Origin of the sequence: Microbacterium sp. (assembly GCF_047607225.1) — a bacterium.
Lineage (GTDB): Bacteria > Actinomycetota > Actinomycetes > Actinomycetales > Microbacteriaceae > Microbacterium.
In genome coordinates this window covers 22,202-40,630 of record NZ_JASGDO010000029.1, presented here as the reverse complement: position 1 = coordinate 40,630, position 18,429 = coordinate 22,202, and the positions used below count along the sequence as shown (strand labels likewise).

At 66.9% G+C, this 18,429-nt stretch carries 17 protein-coding genes and 1 pseudogene; 12 read left to right on the top strand and 6 right to left on the bottom strand.

All coding sequences use genetic code 11. From position 1 onward, the window contains the following. Nucleotides 1-111: 111 nt before the first annotated feature. Entirely contained in the window at nucleotides 112-963 is an 852-nt protein-coding gene (locus tag QM591_RS05210; protein ID WP_415130298.1) for a transporter substrate-binding domain-containing protein, read from the bottom strand. Nucleotides 964-1,256: 293 nt separating this feature from the next. On the opposite strand from QM591_RS05210, the gene QM591_RS05205 reads away from it, so the two are divergent. Then, nucleotides 1,257-2,201 (top strand): Lrp/AsnC family transcriptional regulator, encoded by a 945-nt coding sequence (locus QM591_RS05205; protein WP_415130296.1) that lies wholly within the window; start codon nucleotides 1,257-1,259, stop codon nucleotides 2,199-2,201. A 212-nt stretch (nucleotides 2,202-2,413) separates the two neighbouring features. Here QM591_RS05205 and QM591_RS05200 read toward each other — a convergent pair whose 3' ends face one another. Both QM591_RS05200 and QM591_RS05195 read right to left on the bottom strand, forming a co-directional pair. Next, complete coding sequence (locus QM591_RS05200) at nucleotides 2,414-2,908, bottom strand: GNAT family N-acetyltransferase (protein WP_415130294.1); 495 nt, start codon at nucleotides 2,906-2,908, stop codon at nucleotides 2,414-2,416. An 84-nt stretch (nucleotides 2,909-2,992) separates the two neighbouring features. Continuing rightward, nucleotides 2,993-3,151: pseudogene (locus QM591_RS05195) on the bottom strand (DnaB-like helicase C-terminal domain-containing protein); the annotation flags it as partial. Nucleotides 3,152-4,080: 929 nt separating this feature from the next. Between QM591_RS05195 and QM591_RS05190 the strand changes: the two are divergent. Genes QM591_RS05190 through QM591_RS05170 form a run of 5 tightly spaced genes read left to right on the top strand, consistent with a single transcriptional unit; the run spans nucleotide 4,081 to nucleotide 9,018 of the window. Continuing rightward, nucleotides 4,081-4,206 carry a hypothetical protein gene (locus QM591_RS05190; RefSeq protein ID WP_415130292.1) on the top strand — a complete coding sequence of 42 codons (126 nt, stop codon included), beginning with the start codon at nucleotides 4,081-4,083 and terminating at the stop codon, nucleotides 4,204-4,206. 55 nt (nucleotides 4,207-4,261) lie between these two features. Then, entirely contained in the window at nucleotides 4,262-5,617 is a 1,356-nt protein-coding gene (locus QM591_RS05185) for a radical SAM protein (protein WP_415130290.1), read from the top strand. After that, nucleotides 5,614-6,675: a SagB family peptide dehydrogenase gene (locus tag QM591_RS05180; RefSeq protein ID WP_415130288.1), complete on the top strand. Its 1,062-nt coding sequence runs from the start codon at nucleotides 5,614-5,616 to the stop codon at nucleotides 6,673-6,675. The genes QM591_RS05185 and QM591_RS05180 overlap by 4 nt, the downstream gene beginning before the upstream one ends. After that, nucleotides 6,627-7,688 carry a hypothetical protein gene (locus QM591_RS05175; RefSeq protein ID WP_415130286.1) on the top strand — a complete coding sequence of 354 codons (1,062 nt, stop codon included), beginning with the start codon at nucleotides 6,627-6,629 and terminating at the stop codon, nucleotides 7,686-7,688. The genes QM591_RS05180 and QM591_RS05175 overlap by 49 nt, the downstream gene beginning before the upstream one ends. Before the next feature lie 10 nt (nucleotides 7,689-7,698). Further along, nucleotides 7,699-9,018, top strand: a complete 1,320-nt coding sequence (locus tag QM591_RS05170; protein ID WP_415130284.1) for an MFS transporter — start codon at nucleotides 7,699-7,701, stop codon at nucleotides 9,016-9,018. Nucleotides 9,019-9,214: 196 nt separating this feature from the next. Here QM591_RS05170 and QM591_RS05165 read toward each other — a convergent pair whose 3' ends face one another. The 3 genes from QM591_RS05165 to QM591_RS05155 all read right to left on the bottom strand — a co-directional run bounded on the left by QM591_RS05165 (nucleotide 9,215) and on the right by QM591_RS05155 (nucleotide 11,942). Next, a complete protein-coding gene (locus tag QM591_RS05165; RefSeq protein ID WP_415130282.1) occupies nucleotides 9,215-9,376 on the bottom strand; it encodes a helix-turn-helix domain-containing protein in 162 nt (53 codons plus the stop codon). 80 nt (nucleotides 9,377-9,456) lie between these two features. Then, nucleotides 9,457-10,836: a replicative DNA helicase gene (dnaB, locus tag QM591_RS05160; RefSeq protein WP_415130280.1), complete on the bottom strand. Its 1,380-nt coding sequence runs from the start codon at nucleotides 10,834-10,836 to the stop codon at nucleotides 9,457-9,459. 359 nt (nucleotides 10,837-11,195) lie between these two features. Continuing rightward, nucleotides 11,196-11,942: a FadR/GntR family transcriptional regulator gene (locus QM591_RS05155; protein ID WP_415130278.1), complete on the bottom strand. Its 747-nt coding sequence runs from the start codon at nucleotides 11,940-11,942 to the stop codon at nucleotides 11,196-11,198. A 121-nt stretch (nucleotides 11,943-12,063) separates the two neighbouring features. Between QM591_RS05155 and QM591_RS05150 the strand changes: the two genes are divergently transcribed. Genes QM591_RS05150 through QM591_RS05125 form a run of 6 tightly spaced genes read left to right on the top strand, consistent with a single transcriptional unit; the run spans nucleotide 12,064 to nucleotide 18,415 of the window. Then, the gene (locus QM591_RS05150; protein ID WP_415130276.1) at nucleotides 12,064-13,215 is read left to right on the top strand and encodes a mandelate racemase/muconate lactonizing enzyme family protein; all 1,152 of its coding nucleotides are present in this window, start codon (nucleotides 12,064-12,066) and stop codon (nucleotides 13,213-13,215) included. A gap of 2 nt (nucleotides 13,216-13,217) precedes the next feature. Continuing rightward, nucleotides 13,218-14,180, top strand: coding sequence for an MBL fold metallo-hydrolase (locus QM591_RS05145; RefSeq protein ID WP_415130274.1), 963 nt, complete (start codon nucleotides 13,218-13,220; stop codon nucleotides 14,178-14,180). Next, nucleotides 14,177-15,229: a Gfo/Idh/MocA family protein gene (locus QM591_RS05140; protein WP_415130272.1), complete on the top strand. Its 1,053-nt coding sequence runs from the start codon at nucleotides 14,177-14,179 to the stop codon at nucleotides 15,227-15,229. Before QM591_RS05145 ends, QM591_RS05140 begins: the two co-directional genes overlap by 4 nt. A 26-nt stretch (nucleotides 15,230-15,255) precedes the next feature. After that, nucleotides 15,256-16,488: a CaiB/BaiF CoA transferase family protein gene (locus QM591_RS05135; RefSeq protein WP_415130270.1), complete on the top strand. Its 1,233-nt coding sequence runs from the start codon at nucleotides 15,256-15,258 to the stop codon at nucleotides 16,486-16,488. Next, on the top strand, nucleotides 16,485-17,633 hold the full coding sequence (locus QM591_RS05130) for a hypothetical protein (protein ID WP_415130268.1): 1,149 nt from the start codon (nucleotides 16,485-16,487) through the stop codon (nucleotides 17,631-17,633). Before QM591_RS05135 ends, QM591_RS05130 begins: the two co-directional genes overlap by 4 nt. Continuing rightward, complete coding sequence (locus QM591_RS05125) at nucleotides 17,630-18,415, top strand: enoyl-CoA hydratase/isomerase family protein (RefSeq protein ID WP_415130266.1); 786 nt, start codon at nucleotides 17,630-17,632, stop codon at nucleotides 18,413-18,415. Before QM591_RS05130 ends, QM591_RS05125 begins: the two co-directional genes overlap by 4 nt. Nucleotides 18,416-18,429 lie beyond the last annotated feature (14 nt).

Sequence of the window (18,429 nt, the reverse complement as noted above, 5' to 3'; positions counted from 1 at the left end):
GTGGGGGTGGTTGTCTCCCGGGGTGCTCGTGTGGGTGGTGGGGGGGGGGGGGGGGGGGGGGCGCTGGCGGGGGGGGCGGGAGTGCGGCGCGGCGGCCGCACCCCCGACGGGTCAGTCGACGACGAGGTTGGAGGCCTCGAGGTTGTACGTCTCGGCGATCTTGGCGAGCGTGCCGTCGTCGTACAGGGCCTTCAGCGCCTCGCGCAGCGGCTCGGTGACGGGGCTGTCCTTCGCCAGGAACATGCCGAACTGGGTGCTCGGCGGGAAGAACCCGCTCACGAGCCGCAGCTGACCGTTCGAGCGCGCCACGATGTCGGCGGCCGCGACATCGGTCTCGATGAGCGCGTCGGCGCTCCCGTTGACGACGGCCACGACCGTGTCGGCGGTCTTCGGGTACTGGTCGACCGACGTGCCGCTTCCGCACTCGGTGGCGATCTGCTCCGCGACCGTGGAGTTCTCCGATCCGCTCTGGCCCGAGATCGTCAGACCGCACAGATCGCTGTTCTTCGTGTAGTCGGTGTCGTCGTCGGCGCGGACGATGAGCGCGGGTCCGGTCTGCATGTACTGCACGCCGTCGAGCACCTCCAGGCGCGACTCGCTCATGTACAGGCCACCGGGGATGATGTCGCAGCGCGCGGCCTGGATACCCGGCTGCAGGCCCTCGAAGGTCGTGACCTCGAAGGTCGCCTCCTTGCCCCAGTACGCGGCGATCGCACGGGCGGCATCGGCGTCGAAACCGATGATCTCGCCGTCGGTGCCGTTCTCGTAGTACTCCAGCGGCGGGTACTCGGGGTCGATGCAGAACGTGACGGTGCTGCCGTCGACGAGGCCTTCCGGAGCCTCGGCGCCGGCGGCGACGGAGGGGGCGTTGCTGGTGGGGGATTCCGGCGCGGTCGAGGAACAACCGGCAAGGGCGAGCGTGGCGGCAAGGGCCGCGACGCCGACGGCGGTGAGCTTCTTCATGCTGACTTCTCTCGGTCGGGTGCAAGGGTCCGCTGTGGAGCTCACGGATGACGATCATGCTAGGTACGGCGCGCACCCGGTCCCGCCCATATCGGCGATGGGCGGCACTCCTCGTTGCGGATTCGGTCGCGAAGTCGGCCTGTTCCCGAGCAGTCGCGGACGCTCGGAGGGGTTCGGGTGCGATTCTGTTATCGCACCCGAACAGAATCGGGCCGTAAATTCCCTGTTTCTAGAGTGTTTCGGACGGCCAGAAGCGCTGTCGGCCAGGTGATCGGGGGATCAGGATGAAACTCATGGCGCGTGGACCCCGATCACTCGACGACGCCCTGATCGGTCTGTTGCGCACCGACGGGAGGGCGTCGATCAGTTCGCTCGGACGCCACTTGGGGGTGCCACGACCCGTCGTCCGCGAGCGCCTGCGACGGCTCGTGACCGAGGGTCACGTCACCGTCACCGCGGTCGCCGACCCCGCGGTCCTCGGGCTCCAGACCCTCTGTCACCTCGCCGTGCACATCGACCGCTCACCGCGCGAGGTGGCGCACGCCCTCACCACCTTGGCCGACACGTCGCTCGTGACGATCACGAGCGGTCCGCACGACCTGGTCGTCGAGGTACGCTCGCGCGGGCAGAGCGAGATGTTCGACGCCATCGCCCGTATCCGGGCGATCCCCGGCATCACCCACGTGACGACGCTCCTGTACGTCGACGTGCACAAGAGCCCCTATTCCTCGCTCGACAGCCGGCCCCAGCGCACCGTGCTCGACCGTCTCGACGAGCGGATCATCGGTATCCTGCAAGCCGACGGGCGGGCGTCGTTCACCGCCATCGGGCAGGAGCTGGGGATCAGCGAGTCCACCGCGCGCACCCGGGTTCGCCGGCTCGTCGACGACCACGTGATCCGCATCACGGCGGTCGCCAAGCGCAACACCGTGACCCAGAGCCTCGCGCTCGGCATGGGGATCAACGTCGGTGGCGACACCGCGCCTCTCATCGCCGATCTGATCCGCCGCCCCGAGGTGGAGTTCCTCGCCACGAGCATCGGCGCGTTCGATCTGCTCGTGACCCTGTCGGGCGACTCCCTCGAGGTGCTCCGACGCGTGACCGACGATGTCCGCAGCGCCGAATCGGTCACCCGGATGGAGTCGTGGATCCACCTCTCGATCATCAAGGAGTCGTACTCGCCGCCGGACGCGCTGGGCCTCACGCCCGCGACCCCTCTGGACACCGGCGCTGCTTAGCAGTCTGCCCTGGGGTTATCCCTCCACGTCCATCGCGTCGCGGATGCGGCGATCGAGCTCATCGAGTTCGGCGATGACCTCGAGAGCCGCCCAGACCCGGTCTTTCTTGCGACCGGTGATCTCCATCAGCTCGTTGCCGAGGGGTCGCCGCGGTTGCCCGCGATCGCCTTGGCGTAGTCGGCGGCGCAGACGGGCGGTGAGTAGCCCGCCCGCTATCGCACCATCCGCGCGTCAGTGATCAAGGGAGCGTGAGGGTCGACCTGCTCGACGCCGTCGAAGTGGAAACCGTTGCGGAGATAGAACGCGGTTGCGCGCGGATTCTCCTTTGCCACCCACAGCATCGCCGGGCCGTCCCCCAGCGTCTCGTCCAGCAGCGCCTGGCCGACCCCCGTCCCGTGCTTCGCGGCCAGCACGTAGATCGCATAGAGGAGGCGCTGACGAGGTGGCTCCTCGCCGCCTATCCCTTCGCCCGGGCCGACCCACGCGAATCCAACGATCTCGCCATCGGCCTCAGCCACGCGAACGGTCATGTCGTCATTCGGATGAGTCAACACGTGCTGCCACATCCGGCGACGGCCTGCGACGTACTCCTCAGAGAAATAGTGCTCGGGGAGCAGGTCGGAGTAGGTCTCCTTCCACGTCGCGACGTGGATGTCAGCGATCGCGGAGGCCTCCTCCGCGCGCGGCTCCCTGACGGTGAATGCCATCCGCCAATGCTGTCACGGCCGGCGACTGTGGGTCGACGCGTCCATATGGACATCGCGTCGGAGACCTACACGACCGGCAGCCGCCTAGTGGAAGTCGTTCGCCATGTCGGTGAAGCGGGAGAAGTGACCCTGGAAGGCGACGGTGACGGTGTCGGTGGGGCCGTTACGGTGCTTGGGGACGATCAGGCCGGCCTCGGCGGCGCGGGGGCTGTCCGTCTCGTCGGCGGCCTCGCGGTGGAGCAGATCGCTGATGGCGGGCTTCCGCGGACCCTCCCGCACGACGACCATCCTGGAAGAGTGCCGCGACCTTGACCACCGACGGTCAGGCGCAAATGGCCTCTGTCAACGAGCCAGGATAGGGGTCGGGCACCAGCAGACACCAAACATTGCGAGCGCGCGGATGAGCGCAACGACCGCCCAAAACAGAGCACGGCGACCTGCTGCTGGAGAACTGACCCCACACTGAGGTCATTACGAGAACTGTCAGCACCGGAGCCGAATCCGGGACGACGGATGCCACCCGACCCAGCCAGCCACGGCCTTCAGCTATTTCGACTATTCACACGGTAGGCAATGAGCCAGGCTTCCGACCTCCGCGCGTTTGCGCTCCGAGTAGCGGATGCGGACAGCCCCCGGATCCGCGTTCCCGTCGCCCGCGACAAGCGCCGCGGCTCACGCGACGGAACCTTCGACGGCGACACCGCTGACTATCGAAACCGCAACGCCATCGAGCACCGCACCATGCAACGACGCGGCCTCACACCCGCCACGAAGGGCTCGCGAACGTCTACCGCGCCTCCAACATACTCAACGGCCTCATCGCCTGGAGACGGCAACTCTCAGGCATGCCCGGCGCCGTGAGCGAACCAAACCTTGTGAGCTCCGACTCCAGGTGGTGGAAGGCACCGGTGCGGCGTTCTTCTATGCCGTCAACTCGAGGACGTGCTCGAAGAGGGGATGGTCGTGCTCAAGGGCCAGACTGCTTCCCGTTTCAATCACTGCGTCGTCCGCAGCATTATGGCATCGGACACAGCCGAGTTATCCACAGCCTCCAATCCAGCTGGTTCGACTGCCTAGGGGTCAGCTACACTCTCGGAATTACTGCGCAGCTCGAGTTGTGGCGGCGCGGTGCCGCAGGACTATCGTGATCTCGATGAGGAGGAGGTGAATGCATGGGCGCCATCAACGAAACGACAGAGCAGGTCTCGATTGAGGATCTGATCTTCGACGAAGTCGAGCTCGACGATTTTGTGGACCTCGCCAAGAACACTGTCAATGTCTGCAAGATCGTCACGTGAGACCGGCCGCGCGCTCGGTGCGCCGAGCGCGCGGCCCGTCGGGGAGCAACAACAGATGCAGGTAAGCCAGTTCGTCGAGTTCAGCGATCGAGTCCTAACACATCACGATGGAAGTGAGCGCGTCGGCGTCTACGTCACGAACATCCCGCGACTCATCTTCATTCCTCTTGATCTTGCGAGACAGGTCGGGTCAGGAGAAATCGAGACCTTGTCTCCTGACGCCGCGCGCGCCCTCCAGCGCGCCGGGGTCCTCACAATGAGTGCAGCAGAGGACCGCGCTGCGGTTGTTTCGGAGATGGCTGAGGCAGAGCTTGACCCATCGGTGCGTAGCTTTGTGCTTCTGCCCAGCTCCTACTGCAACATGAGCTGCTCCTACTGCGGTCAGGAGCACCTCCGGGGCACGATGGCACCTGACCATCGCACTACCATCGAAGAACGAGTGATAGGTGCTATCAGAGACCCCACTGTGGAGCACGTCCACGTGGCATGGTTCGGCGCGGAACCACTCATGGCATATGCCCGGCTGATGGACATGGCGCAGAAGTTCATCGGCGAGGCCGATCTCCGCGGCGTTCGCTACACCTCCAAGATCACCACCAACGGCGCCCTTCTCTCCGAGCGCAAACTTCTCAGCTTGTGGGAGGACGCTCGAGTATCACGGCTCGATATCACGCTGGACGGTCCTGAACACATCCATGACGCGCACCGACCACTCAAAAGTGGCAAAGGGTCGTTTGCCTCCCTCGTCAATGTACTCAAGTGGGCGGCCAGAGAGTCCCGACTCGATACCGTACAGTTCATCCTCCGCACCAACGTGGACAGGCACAACATTGACTACATTGATGAATATCTCACGATGATGGCTGAGAGCGGTCTGACCAGTGAAAAGTTCGTCTACCAGCTCTCACCGATTCACAGCTGGGGCAACGACATATCTGAGCTAGAGCGAGAGTCCGAAGCCATGGCCAAAGAGTGCGACTGGTTCCGGACCATGGAGGCCCTGGGACTGAAGCACAAGCTCCTACCTGCGAAGATTTCCGGCTCAACGTGCGTTGCGACTCACGTCGGCAGCGAAGTCATCGATAAGGACGGTCGAATGTATAGCTGCACCGAGCAGCCCCTAGTGCCTAGAGACAAGTTCACCACCATGATCACCTCAGTCTCCAACCTCGCAGCATCCGCCAAACGCCCGCTCGGATCACTCGACGAATGGTCGGCTCAGGTTAAGTCACGGCCCGAGCTCCCCTGCAGCACATGCTCGCTACTACCCGTGTGCGGGGGCGGATGTCCAAAGCGCTGGAACGAAGGAGAGCGAGCTTGCCCGACCCTGCGCGCAACCGTGCGCCAACGTATCTCACTGCTGGCACAACGAAACGGCTACGTCGCCGGCGACCCGTTCCACCTCCGATGACGGATCAGACCGAGGCTCGCCTCGTCCGATCTCCGGATTTACGCATCCGCCCGCGCGGGACGACTTTTGTCGTCGACTCGCCGCGCCTGACGACAGCGTATGAAGTCCATGGCGCTGGGCTCGACGTCCTGCGCCTTACCGCCGAGCCCGTCTCGCCCGAGGTACTTGTCGACTGGCTGGACCTCGACCGCGACACTGCAGCGCGTCTTGTCGGTTCCATGGTTCGGTCAGGTCTATTGATCGACGCGACTGAGTCGGTGGCACCCGCTTCACCCTTCGACGTGTGGGGTCAGGCCGTCGGTGTCGCGCACTGGGAAGGAGAGCGCACCGCTTACGCTGCGAACGAGGCGGACGAAAACACCGTCAAAGCGAAGGTGTTGAGCCGCACCCGGCCGCCAATGACCAACCGGCGAGGGGATGTGACCGGCAATGACGTACGGCTGACAGCGCCAGAGCCGCTCGTGCGACCGCTCGGCGAGGTGTTGCGCAGCCGACGAACGTCACGGTTCTCGCAGCGGCGCGCCGTCAGCTTGGTGGACCTGTCCACACTTCTTGGGTCCGTGTTCGGGATAATCAGCGTTCGGGACGCGGGCGATTTTGGTGCCGGTTACCTCAAGGCCTACCCCAGCGCCGGTGCGCTCCACGACATCGACCCGTACCTGGTCGTCTTCGACGTCCCCGGTGTGGCGCCAGGGACGTACGCGTACATCGACTCTAGGAACTGTCTCGTCCCGGTCTCGGACGAGGCGGATTCCGCGGAGTGGGATCGAGCGACTGCTAGCCAAGGCCCGCCCGGAGCCTGTGCGATGCTGCTCGTTCTTGTGTCTTCCACGGAAAGGCTAGCCTGGAAGTACCGCTCACCACGTGCGTACAGAGATGTCTGGCAGCACGCGGGCCACGCTACTCAATGCGCGCTCCTGGTCAACACTGCTTTGGGTCTCGAGTCCTTCGTAACCAACGCCATCACGACGCCCGAGGTAAGCAGATTACTGGGATTGACCTCGACTGAATGGCCGACAACGGTTATCGCAGTGAATGGTGGTCCCACAAGATCATGAGCGTCGCGACCCCCTCATTGCCGTCCAGCATGCGCGAGATCATCGGGGATCGAAGCTACCTGGAACTTGATCTCGCCTCCAGCACCGCAGCAGCACAACGGGCGTTCAGCAACGGCGGGTTCAGCGAGCCGACTGCGCGTGAGCTTAACGGACTCGCGCTCGCGCTCTCAGTCGCAGGCAGGGCGAAGCTCGCAAGGAGTCTCTGTGTCGCCGTTGTGCGCCGCGCTTCGTCAGAGCCTCGGATGTGGTACCTAGGCACAGACGCACAGCTCAACATCGTGCGGCTCGACGTGGCAAGAGACGGTGCGCGCGCTCCCGTCGTTGACTCTCTGCGCCGCCTCATCGTGAGCGGTGAGAGCAGCCTTGCTGGTAACTGGCATCTCCGACTGCCGTCCTCCGCCCGTCATGCTGATGCCAGGCGACTGGCCGCCTTCCGGCTGCAAGCGCTTGTGGCGTACACCGATACGATCGCACAGGCTCATCTTCGTTCTGGCTCACATGAGTTGCTGCTTGACCACGCTCTCCGCAGCGCCAGTGACTGGCCTCGGGCACTCGCCAGTGGGCTAACCACCCCGCTCGAGGTTCTCGCCCACACGAACCTCCGTCCACCTGTGCCTGCCTATACAACTGAGACGGTGAAGGCCCGGATGACCGTGCTCGTCGACGTCCAGGCGGCGATACACCAGGCCTCCTTTGACGCGACGCGGGCCGGGGCCAACCTCTATGCGGCTGGTATCGCTGCACTGAAGTCCCAGGACGCTTTCGCCTACAGGAGTACTTCGCAACGGATCGCTCTGACGGTGGCTACCACGCTCAGCGACATTCAAGATTCGCGCGGTGCTGAGCTTTCATTGCGTGCACTGCGGATGAGTGGCCTCGAAAACCGCCCGAGGCTTCGTAACCGGCTAGCGTCCCTTGCAGGGACGCACGCAGGCCGTGTCATTCCGTCCCAGAAGCGCGTCGACGAACCGGCCGTGCTCGATCTGATCTCCGCCCTCAACAGGCCCACTTGACAAGGACGCCATGACTCCGAGACATCAAACGCTCTTCGCTCTGCCCTTGACCTTCTTCGGGTTCCTGATGGCAGTGGCTGTTTCAGACCTCGGGGACTCCTTCCGGGTGCTTGCACTGGATCTGTGGTTCTACGAATCGAGTCCAGATAAGGAAGGCGCGCGCCTCACACTCCTCTTGGCCTCAGTCATCCCCGCTCTGCTCATTGCGCCGCTCGCGGGGGCTGTCGCAGACCGTTTCGACCTGCGCCGCACTTTCATCGCGACGACCACCCTGAGGGGCGTCATCAGTCTCGGCCTGGCGGCGGTCGCCTACAGCCTCGGGGCCGGGGAGATCGCCCTCGTGCTCGTCATCGCCTCCGCGGTGGCAAGCGTCTTCTTCACATCGTCGGCATTCGTCTTCGTGCCGAGACTCGTCACGCAGAACCTCCTCCCTCGCGCGAACGGCATCCTGGAATCGATGACCTGGACGCTCGCGGCGGTGGGGCCGGCCGCGGGAGCGCTCGCGTTCGCCGCGTGGGGACCGGTTCCTTCCTTCCTCATTGACGGGGCCTCTTTCCTGCTCTCCGCTCTCCTGTTCACGTTCGTACTCAGGAAACCGGTCGAAGAGGTCACCGAACAACAGAGCACCCGAAGTGGCCTTCGCCAGTGGGCGCGGGAGTTCGGCGCACTGCTTCGCGGGATCAGGCCCGCCGCTGCCTACCTCACGTCGAATCGGTACGCCCTGGGGCTTCTCGTCGCGTCCTACGGAGTCACCATCACGGCCGCCGCGAACTCGTTCAGCCTCATCTTCCTCATCGCGGCAGACTTGCAGCTGCCAGCGGAAGCGTTCGGGTTCGTACTGTCTTGGAACGGCGTCGTCGCCGTGGTCGCCGCACTCGTCGTCGGCTTTGTCGTGAGAGCCTCCGGGATGCAGACCCTCTACCTCACCTGCCTCGGGCTGTTCGCGGTGGCGCAGATCGTCATCGGCCTGGCACCCAACTTGCTCATTCTCACCCTTGGCGTGGCCCTTAGCGCACTCATCAATGCGCCCTACAACGTCGCGGTGACGACGCTCTTCCAGACCGCTATCGCTGACGAATACCTCGGCCGCGTCGAGGGGCTCGACGTGAGCATCGACAACGCGCTGCGTATCGGGACTTTCGTTGCGGCTGCGGCTGCCGTGGCGATGTGGGGGGCACGTTCTGTTCTCGTGTTGTCGGGTGCCGTTGCGCTCGTCCTTCTCATTGTGGGGGGCGCACTCATGCTGAGATCAACGGCCCCGGGCGGCACGTCTCGGAACGAGGCTGACGACGTCCCCGCGAGCAACCTCTCCTCCCCGTCGCACGACTGAGGCGGCGATCCGGGGACCCGCAAAGCTGAGCGGCCCAGCACCCGCCTCGTCCGCCCAACTCGGCGTTCGGACCTGTGGGCAGGAGAGGGAGACGACGCCGCCTCGGGCTGTGAACGCACCGGGGAGCTGGGGTCACGAAGCGCCGTCCTAGGGGCGCCTTCGATGAGGTCGCCTCCCGCGGTTAGCGCCTCGACGATCAACGCCGAGCTGGTCCGCGAGTTTCGATACCAAGTTCGAGGGTCAAGTTCCGTTCACTCCGTTCGGCGGAACTGAGATAGGTCCTGTGGGAGCCAAGGTCCTGCGCGAACTCCTGTTGCGAGCGCCCGCGGATGGGACGGAGCGGTCGTGGGTTTCCCAAGCGTCATGTTCAGCGGGATCCGCTCGGCCAGCGTTCGCGCATAGCAACCTGCTGCAAATCGGTCGACGTACGCACACCCCCTACTGGAAGTCGTTCGCCATGTCGGTGAAGCGGGAGAAGTGACCCTGGAAGGCGACGGTGACGGTGTCGGTAGGACCGTTACGGTGCTTGGCGACGATCAGGTCGGCCTCGCCGGCGCGGGGGCTGTCCTTCTCGTAGGCGGCCTCGCGGTGGAGGAGGATCACCATGTCGGCGTCCTGCTCGATCGAGCCCGACTCACGCAGGTCGCTGATGGCGGGCTTCTTGTCGGCACGCTGCTCGGGACCACGGTTCAGCTGCGACAGCGCGATCACCGGCACCTGCAGCTCCTTCGCGAGGAGCTTGAGCGCACGGGAGAACTCCGAGACCTCCTGCTGGCGGCTCTCGACGCGCTTGCCGCTGGTCATGAGCTGGAGGTAGTCGATGACCACCATCTTCAGCCCCACTCGCTGCTTGAGCTTGCGGCACTTGGCGCGGATCTCGACGAGGGTCATGTTGGGGCTGTCGTCGATGTAGAGGGGCGCGTCGTTGATGCGGCCGCGGGTGGAGGCGATCGTCGTCCAGTCGCGGTTGTCGAGCATGCCCTTGCGCATGCTCTGGAGCGGCACGGCCCCCTCGGCGCTCATGAGACGCATCGCGATCTCGCTCTTTCCCATTTCGAGGGAGAAGAAGATCGTGGGGTGGTTGTGCTTGATGGCGGCCGCGCGGGCGAAGTCGAGCGCGAGCGTGGACTTACCCATGGCCGGACGCGCCGCCACGACGATCATCTGGCCCGGGTGGAGGCCGTTGGTCAGCTGGTCGAGACCCGCGAAGCCCGTGGGGATGCCGGTCATCTGACCGTCGCGACCACGTGCGGCCTCGATCTCCTCGATGGCGGCACCGACGGCGACCTCGAGCGGCACGTAGTCCTCGGCCTGCTCGGCGCCGGTGACGGAGTAGATCTCGGCCTGCGCGTTGTTGACGAGGTCGAGCGCCTCGCCCTGACCGTTGTAGCCCATCTGCACGATGCGGGTGCCGGCCTCGACGAGGCGCCGCAGCAGCGCCCGTTCGCGGACGATCGACGCGTAATAGGCGGAGTTCGCCGCCGTGGGAACGATCGAGGTGAGCGAGTGCAGGTAGTCGGCACCACCGGAGCGCTGCAGGTCGCCCGTCTTGATGAGCTCGTCGGTGACGGCGATGACGTCGGTGGGCTCGCCGTGCGAGTACAGCGAGAGGATGGCCTCGAAGATCAGCTCGTGCTTGGGGACGTAGAAGTCGGTGCCACGCAGGGCCTCCACGACATCGGCCACGGCGTCGGGCGAGAGCAGCATGCCGCCCAGGGTGCTCTGCTCTGCCAGCAGATCGTGCGGTGGGGTGCGATCGTGACCGCGATCTCCGGACGGGCCGCCGAGGCGCTCCTCCGAGATGTCGGCGATCGACATGCGCACTCCCCTTCCGCAGCCCACCCATCGAGCCACACGCCACGCTAGGCACGCCCTCCGACACTCGCAAACGCGCCTGTGGATAACTGTGTGGAGAAGATGCGCGAAACGCCGCACAGCCTGTGTACAGCTTCTGTGGAAAACGCCCGGGATCCGAACGAATCTCGCAAGCGATTATGGCTCTGACCTGGTGTTCTCTGTTCCACAGCCTGTGGAGGAGAAACGTGTGTGAAGTGGCACTTGAAGGTTGAGAGTGCGCGGTCGGTCTGGGGACAACCACGGGGATAACTCTGGATTTGTCAAGTCCGCTCGTCCGGCGGCGTCTCATCCCTGGCGCGTCGTCGAGACCCGCGGTGGCGTCAGCTGCGCTTCTGCGTGGGAAAGCGCCGACGCTCCCACGAACCCAGGATGTGCTCCTCCATGGCCTGCCGCGCAGCCTGACGATCGCCGGCGGCGATGGCGTCCACCACACGCTCGTGCTCCTGCATCGTGAGCTCGAACGCCCGCTCCGGGTCGACGCCGTGATACCGGGTGCTCTCCAAGGCGCGTTCGAACAGCACGCGTGCCACGTTCTCGGCCAGAAGGTTGTCCGAAAGCTCCATCACGGTCTGGTGGAACTTGACATCGGCTTCGCGGAAAGCGGCGGAGTCGTCGATGACCGCTCGCATGGCGTCGAGGCTCGCGCGGAGTCGGGCGACGACCTGCTCGTCCGCCGACGTCGCCACCGCCCCCGCCATCACGGACTCCAGTGCTCCTCGCACCACACTGAGGTCGTCGAGGATGCCGAGGTCGTCGTCGTGCCCGATGAGGGCCGCCAAGACGAGAGGGTCGAGCAGGTTCCACGACGACATCGGGTTGACGTGCGTGCCGCGTCCCTGCGCGACGGTGACCATGCCCTTCTCCTGCAGTCGTTTCATCGACTCGCGGATGACGGTGCGGCTGACGCCGAACTCTTGAGCGAGCACCGCCTCGGGAGGAAACCCTCCGCCCTGCGGAATGGTGCCCGAAACGATCGTCTCGACGAGTTCGCGCAGCACCGCGACACCGATGCGGTCGATCGGCGCGCGTGCGGCGACGACGCGCGCACCCCCGTTATCGACAGCCATGCGCCCACCTTAGGGGAGCGGATGCCGTTGCGCCGTCGAGACGCACCAGATTGGCTATCTTTCAGCAGACATGTGATGTATGCTGTTTGGACCACCGTCGGTGTCGAGAGTCAAGGGCGATATGAAGATCACGGGGTACCGCACGCTGCGGACCGTCCACGACTGGGGTCGTCCGGTCGGCGATGCGAATGGACACATCTCCTCCGGCGTCACCGAGGTGCCCCTGGTCATCCTCGAGACCGATGAGGGCATCGAGGGCGTCGGCATGGGATCCCACCACGACCTCGACCGCATCTATCCCGCGCTCGACGGACGCGACCCCCGCGCCGTGACCTCTCTGTACGACGCCATGCTGGCCCGAGTGTTCAAGTCCGGCCACACCGGCGCGACGTTCGGCGGCATCGGCACGTTCGACATGGCCCTCTGGGATCTCAAGGCGAAGATCGCTGGAGAGCCGCTCTGGCGCCTGCTCGGCGGCGCCGACCGCTTCGTGCCCGGCTACGCGTCAGGGCTCGACATCGCGCTCGACGACGACGAACTGCGCACGTTCTACGACGCGATGGCCGAGCGCGGCTTCACGGGCGGCAAGCTCAAGGGCGGCCGCGACGCCGATCATGACATCCGGCGCCTGGGCATCGTCGCCGACGCTCTCCGTGCGAACACGTCCGCACCCACCCTGCTGCTCGACGCCAACGAGTCGTGGAACCTCAAGCAGGCGGTGCGGTACCTGACGCGCATCGAAGAGCATCTCGACCTCACCTGGATCGAAGAGCCTCTGCGGAGGTGGGATGCCGTCGGCCACGCCCGTCTCAGCACAGCGGTGCGCGCCGCGGTCGCCACCGGCGAGAACCTGACGGGGCTCGAGCAGTACCGTCCGCTCTTCGATGCCGGCGCCGTCGACGTGGTGCAGGCGGGGGCCGTCTGGGGGATCACGCACTTCCTCCGGGTGGCGATCGCCGCCCACAGTCGCGACCTGCCGGTGAGTCCGGTCGGCCTCACGGCGAACTACGCCGTGACGGCGGCTGCCGCCGCGGTGCCGAACCACCTCACGGCCGAGATCCAGGATCTCGGCGCGCCGTTCGGCCTCTCCCTGGACCAGATCGTGACCGACGGCGGCGTCGTGCTCGGCGACACCCCCGGCGCGGGCGTGTCGATCGACGAGGCCGCGATCGCCGCACAGCACCTCTCGGGAAGCTGGGCCTCTCCCGAGGGACCGCACGTGCGGTCCCAGCGTGCGGGCCTGCGCATGTTCACCCACGCCGACGGGGAGTGACCGTGGAACTTCGCCCCGGCATCCACCGCATCGCCGCCCCGCTCGGCGAGCGGTTCATCGCGATGTACCTGTTCACCGGCCCGGCCGGTGCGCTCCTGTTCGACACCGGAGTGGACGAGAGCATCCAGCAGACCCTGCTCCCCTATCTCGCCGAGCACGGCATCGGCCTCGACACGGTGCGCTGGGTGGTGAGCTCCCACTGCGACTTCGACCACACCGGCGGAAACGCTGCGCTGGCCGCCCATGCACCGGCGGCCGAGTTCCTCGCCGGTGCCGCGGACGCGGAGATGACCGTCGACGTGGAGGAGCTGATCCGCGGCCGATACGGCGAGTTCGCCGAGCGCGACGGATTCGACGACCCCCCGGAGACGACGGCTCTCGTGCGCTCCTCGACGCGACTGCACCGCGTCGATCGCACCCTGCACGGCGGCGAGACCTTCGACCTGGGCGATCGCGTCATCCGCGTCGTGCACGCGCCGGGCCACTCACCGGGACATCTCGCCCTGTGGGATGAGGAGAACGCCGCGCTCGCGATCTCCGACGCGGTGCTCGGCGAGACCGTGCCGACCGCCGATGGCGCGCCGGCCTTCCCCCCGACCTATCGCGACACCGACCCGTACCTGGCCACCATCGCCCGCATCCGCGCGTTGGCGCCGCAGCTGCTGCTCACCGCGCACTATCCGGTGTACGAAGGCCGCGCGGCGATGGACTTCCTCGACACCTCCGAGGCGTACGTGGCGCGGATCGACGAGGTCATCACGCGCGCACTTCGCGACGCGACCGGGCCTCTCACGACCCTCGAGCTCATCGCACGCACCCACGCGGAGCTCGGCCCCTGGTCAGACGACGCCGCCCAGTACCTGATCTTCCCTCTCACCGGCAATCTCGAGCGTCTGGTCGCTCAGGGCATCGTGACCGAGGCGGACCGCGCCGGGCGGCGCACGTGGGAATGGAGCGGCGCATGACACGTGTGCGGCTCGGCGCGATCGGCGCCGGCTGGTGGGCCACCAGCAACCACTTCCCGCTCTTCGCCGCACGCGCCGACGTCGAGCTGGTCGGCGTCTGCGGGCTCGGCGACGACCTGCCCGACATCCGCGACCGGTTCGGCTTCGGATTCGCCACGGAAGACCCGGAGGAGCTGTTCGCGGCAGGCCTGGATGCCGTCGTGATCACCACCCCGCACGATCTCCACCATCCGTTGGCGGCCCGCGCGCTCGATCTCGGTCTGCACGTGCTGTGCGAGAAGCCGATGACCCTCGCAGCCACGGAGGCCTGGGACCTGGTCGAGCGTGCCGAGAGGGCCGGCACGGTGTTCCTCGTGCCGTACGGCTGGAACTACAAGCCGTTCACGACCGCCGCCAAGCGCCTGATCGACGACGGCTCGATCGGTGAGATCCAGTACGCGCTCTGCCACATGGCCTCGCCCACGCGTGGCCTGTTCGGCAACGACCCGTCGCACATGCTCGAGCGATGGAGCTCCGCCACCGCCCCCGACCCCACCACCTGGTCGAGCCCGGCGCGGGGCGGGGGCTACGCCCACGGACAGGTCACCCACTCCTCCGCGCTGCTGTTCTGGCTGACCGGCCTGCGCGCCCGCAGCATATCGGGGCGGGTTCTCGCCGCCGGCGCCCCGGTCGATCTGTTCGACGCGGGTGTCATCCGGTTCGACAACGGTGCGCTCGGCACGCTCTCGGGGGCGGCCACCCTCGCCGACGGCGACAAGTACCAGATCGACATCCGCCTCTTTGGCACGGAGGGGGTGCTGATGATCGACGTCGAGCGCGAGCGTGTGGCGCTGAGCCGCTACGACGGCACCCGTGTCGACATCGAGATCGGCGAGGGAGAGGGCGAGTACGAATGCCTCGTCCCGCCTGCGCGGTTCATCGACCTCATCACTGGCGCGTCGACCGAGAACAACTCGGGCGTGGAGGTCGCGGCGCGCTCCGTCGAGCTCGTCGATGCGCTCCTCCGATCCTCGGCCGCCGACGGCGCCGACGTCCTCGTCCACGACTGAACCTGCCCCGACCCCTTGGTGATCCGATGACTGACCTTCCCCGCGTCCTCTCCGGCATCCGCGTGATCGACTGCTCGATCGCGATGGCGGGCCCCTTCGCCGCACAGCGTCTCGGCGACCTCGGCGCCGACGTGATCAAAGTCGAGCCGACGCGAGGTGAGTGGCAGCGCTTCGCCTCGGCCGGCGGCGCGCAGGGCAACGCCGTGAACGTGTCGTTCCTCTCGCTGAACCGCAACAAGCGCTCGCTCGCTGTCGACCTCAAGGCAGAGGCGGGACAACGGGTCGTGCGCGAGCTGGTCGCCACCGCAGACGTGTTCCTGCAGAACTACCGCCCGGGGGTGGCGGCACGTCTCGGCCTCGACTACGAGACCCTGCGCGAGGTGAACCCGTCGCTCGTGTACGTGTCGATGTCGGGTTACGGCGAAGACGGGCCCTACCGCGATCGGCCGGGACAGGACCTGCTGCTCCAGGCGATGAGCGGCGCGATGCTCTCCGCGGGCCGCGCGGGCGAGCCGCCGAGTCCGGCCGGTCAGTTCCTCGCGGATGCCGTGACCGCGTCGACCGCGTTCGAAGCGGTGCTGGCCGCGCTGCTGCACCGGGAGCGCACCGGCGAGGGGCAGCTCGTGACGGTCAACATGCTCGACGCCCTGACCACGCTGCAGATGCAGGAGCTCTCGGTCTACACGGTGGGTCACGTGCCCCAGGAGCGTGGTTCGCAGCCCAACGCGCACGTCTACATCCGCGCGCCGTACGGCGTCTTCGCGACCGCGGACGGGTACATCGCACTGGGCTTCGCCGACCTCGAGACCCTCGGCGCAGTGATCGGTGAACCGAGTTTCGCGGGGCTCGACCCGGAGGTGGAGGGCTGGTCGCATCGTGACGAGCTCTACGAGAAGACCGCCGCCGCGCTGTCGACCCGCACATCGGCGGAGTGGCTCGACGCACTCCTCGACGCGGGCATCTGGGCGGGCCCGGTCTACGGCTACGCCGACCTCGTCGACGATCCGCAGATCGTCCACAACGGCACGTTCGTCGAGTACGAGCACCCCACCGAGGGCACCGTGAAGACGCCCGGATTCCCCTACCGTTTCTCGCGCACGCCGGCACGCATCGACCGCGCTGCTCCGCTCGTCGGCGAGCACACCAGCGAGATCCTGGGCGAACTGGGCTACGGCGGAGGCGACGTGGCGACACTCCTCGCCGACGGCGTGCTCGCCGAGACACGTCTGGATGCCGTCGGCACCGGTGGCCGGACGTGAGCGCATTCGTCGGCCTCACCTGGGACCATCCGCGGGGCCGCAACGCACTCGAGACGGCTGCTCGCACGCGCGATCCGGGTCTGCTGTCGTGGGACGTACAACCCCTCGAGGGCTTCGAGTCGGCGCCGATCGACGAGCTCGCGTCGCGCTACGACCTCCTGGTGCTCGACCACCCGCACCTGGGCGATGCCCTCGCCGCCGACTGTCTCCGTCCGATCGATGAGCTGTTCACCGACGTGCGACTCCGAGAATGGACCCGTGCGGCGGTGGGTCCCAGCGTCGCGTCGTACGAGATCGACGGTCACCTGTGGGCGCTGCCGCTCGACGCGGCCACGCAGGTGAGCGTGCGAGACGACGCGCTCGTGCCGACCGCTCCCGCGGACTGGGATGCCGCGGTCACGCTGGCCGACCGTGGCCTCGTGGCCATGAGCCTCGCCGGCCCGCACGCCTTCCTGAGCCTGTGCTCGATCGCCGTGTCGCTCGGCGATGACCCCGGCCGGGGCGCCCGCCTGTTCGCACCCGAGACCGCCCGGCGCGCCCTCGATCTCCTTGTCCGCCTCAGTGCACGGGCGCCCGCGGGCACCGCCGACCTCAACCCCATCGGGCTGCTGGACCGTATGCGCGACCGCGGCGACATCGGCTGCATCCCGCTCATCTACGGCTACGTCACCTACGCGTCGGACCGCCTCGTCTTCGGCGATGTGCCGCGGGGGCCAGCGGGCCTCGGATCGACCATCGGCGGCACGGGAATCGCGGTGACCACACGGTCCACGCCCACTCCCGAACTGCTCGCCCACCTGGCGTGGCTGCTCGCCGACGAGACGCAGCGATCGTTCATCCCGCGCCACGACGGTCAGCCGAGCGCTCGGGCGGCATGGGACGATGCCGCTGTCGATGCCGCCGCGCACCGGTTCTACAGCGGCACTCGCGCCAGCATCGAAGAGTCGTGGGTGCGGCCCCGCCTCCCCGGTTACATCCCGTTCCAGTCCGTCGCCTCCGCGCTCGTGAGAGACGTCGTCGTCGGGGTGCGGGAGCCGGACTCCGTCCTCGACGAGCTCGAGGAGCGATTCGCCACGCTCTCGCTTTCCACCCCCCAAGTGGCGCATTCTGCCCCCCACCTGGCACATCCGGAGGTGTCCCCGTGAGCGACTACGACAGCGGCATCGATCTGATCGAGGCCGACCTCGACGGTTTCGTCCTGACCATCCGGCTGAACCGCCCCGACAAGCTCAACGCCGTGACGCAGGAGATGTCGGCCGCCCTCGTCGACCTGATCACCCGCGCGAACGACGACCCCGCCGTGCGAGCGATCGTGTACACCGGCTCGGGACGCGCTTTCAGTGCGGGATCCGACATCCGCACGCTCGACCAGTATGCGACGCCGTGGGAGTTCCGCAATCGCCGCGATTACTGCGATGCGCTGCGCGCGGCGCGCAAGCCGATCGTCGCCGCGATCAACGGCTACGCGCTCGGCGGCGGACTCGAGACCGCGCTCACCTGCGACATCCGCATCGCCGCGACCACGGCCACCTTCGCCGCCCCCGAGATCAAACTCGGCTGGATCGGCGGCGGCGGGATGTCCGCGCTGCTCACGGCGTCGATCGGCGCCGGCAACGCCGCTCTGATGCTCATGACCGGCGACCCGATCGACGCGCAGCGCGCCCTGCGCTGGGGCTTGGTGAGCGAGGTGGTCGAGCCCGACGCGCTCCTCGGCCGCGCACACGAGATCGCCGCCGTGATCGCGGCGCGACCCCCGATCGCCGCCGAGACGGCCAAGGCCAACCTGCGGGCCGCCCAGAACCTGCCCCAGGATCAGGCGATCGCGTACGAGCGTGAACTCCAGGGGATCACCTTTGCGACCGAGGATGCCGCCGAGGGCCGCGCCGCATTCGCCGAGAAGCGCGTGCCCGTCTTCCGCGGTCGCTGACCGATCGCAGGCCG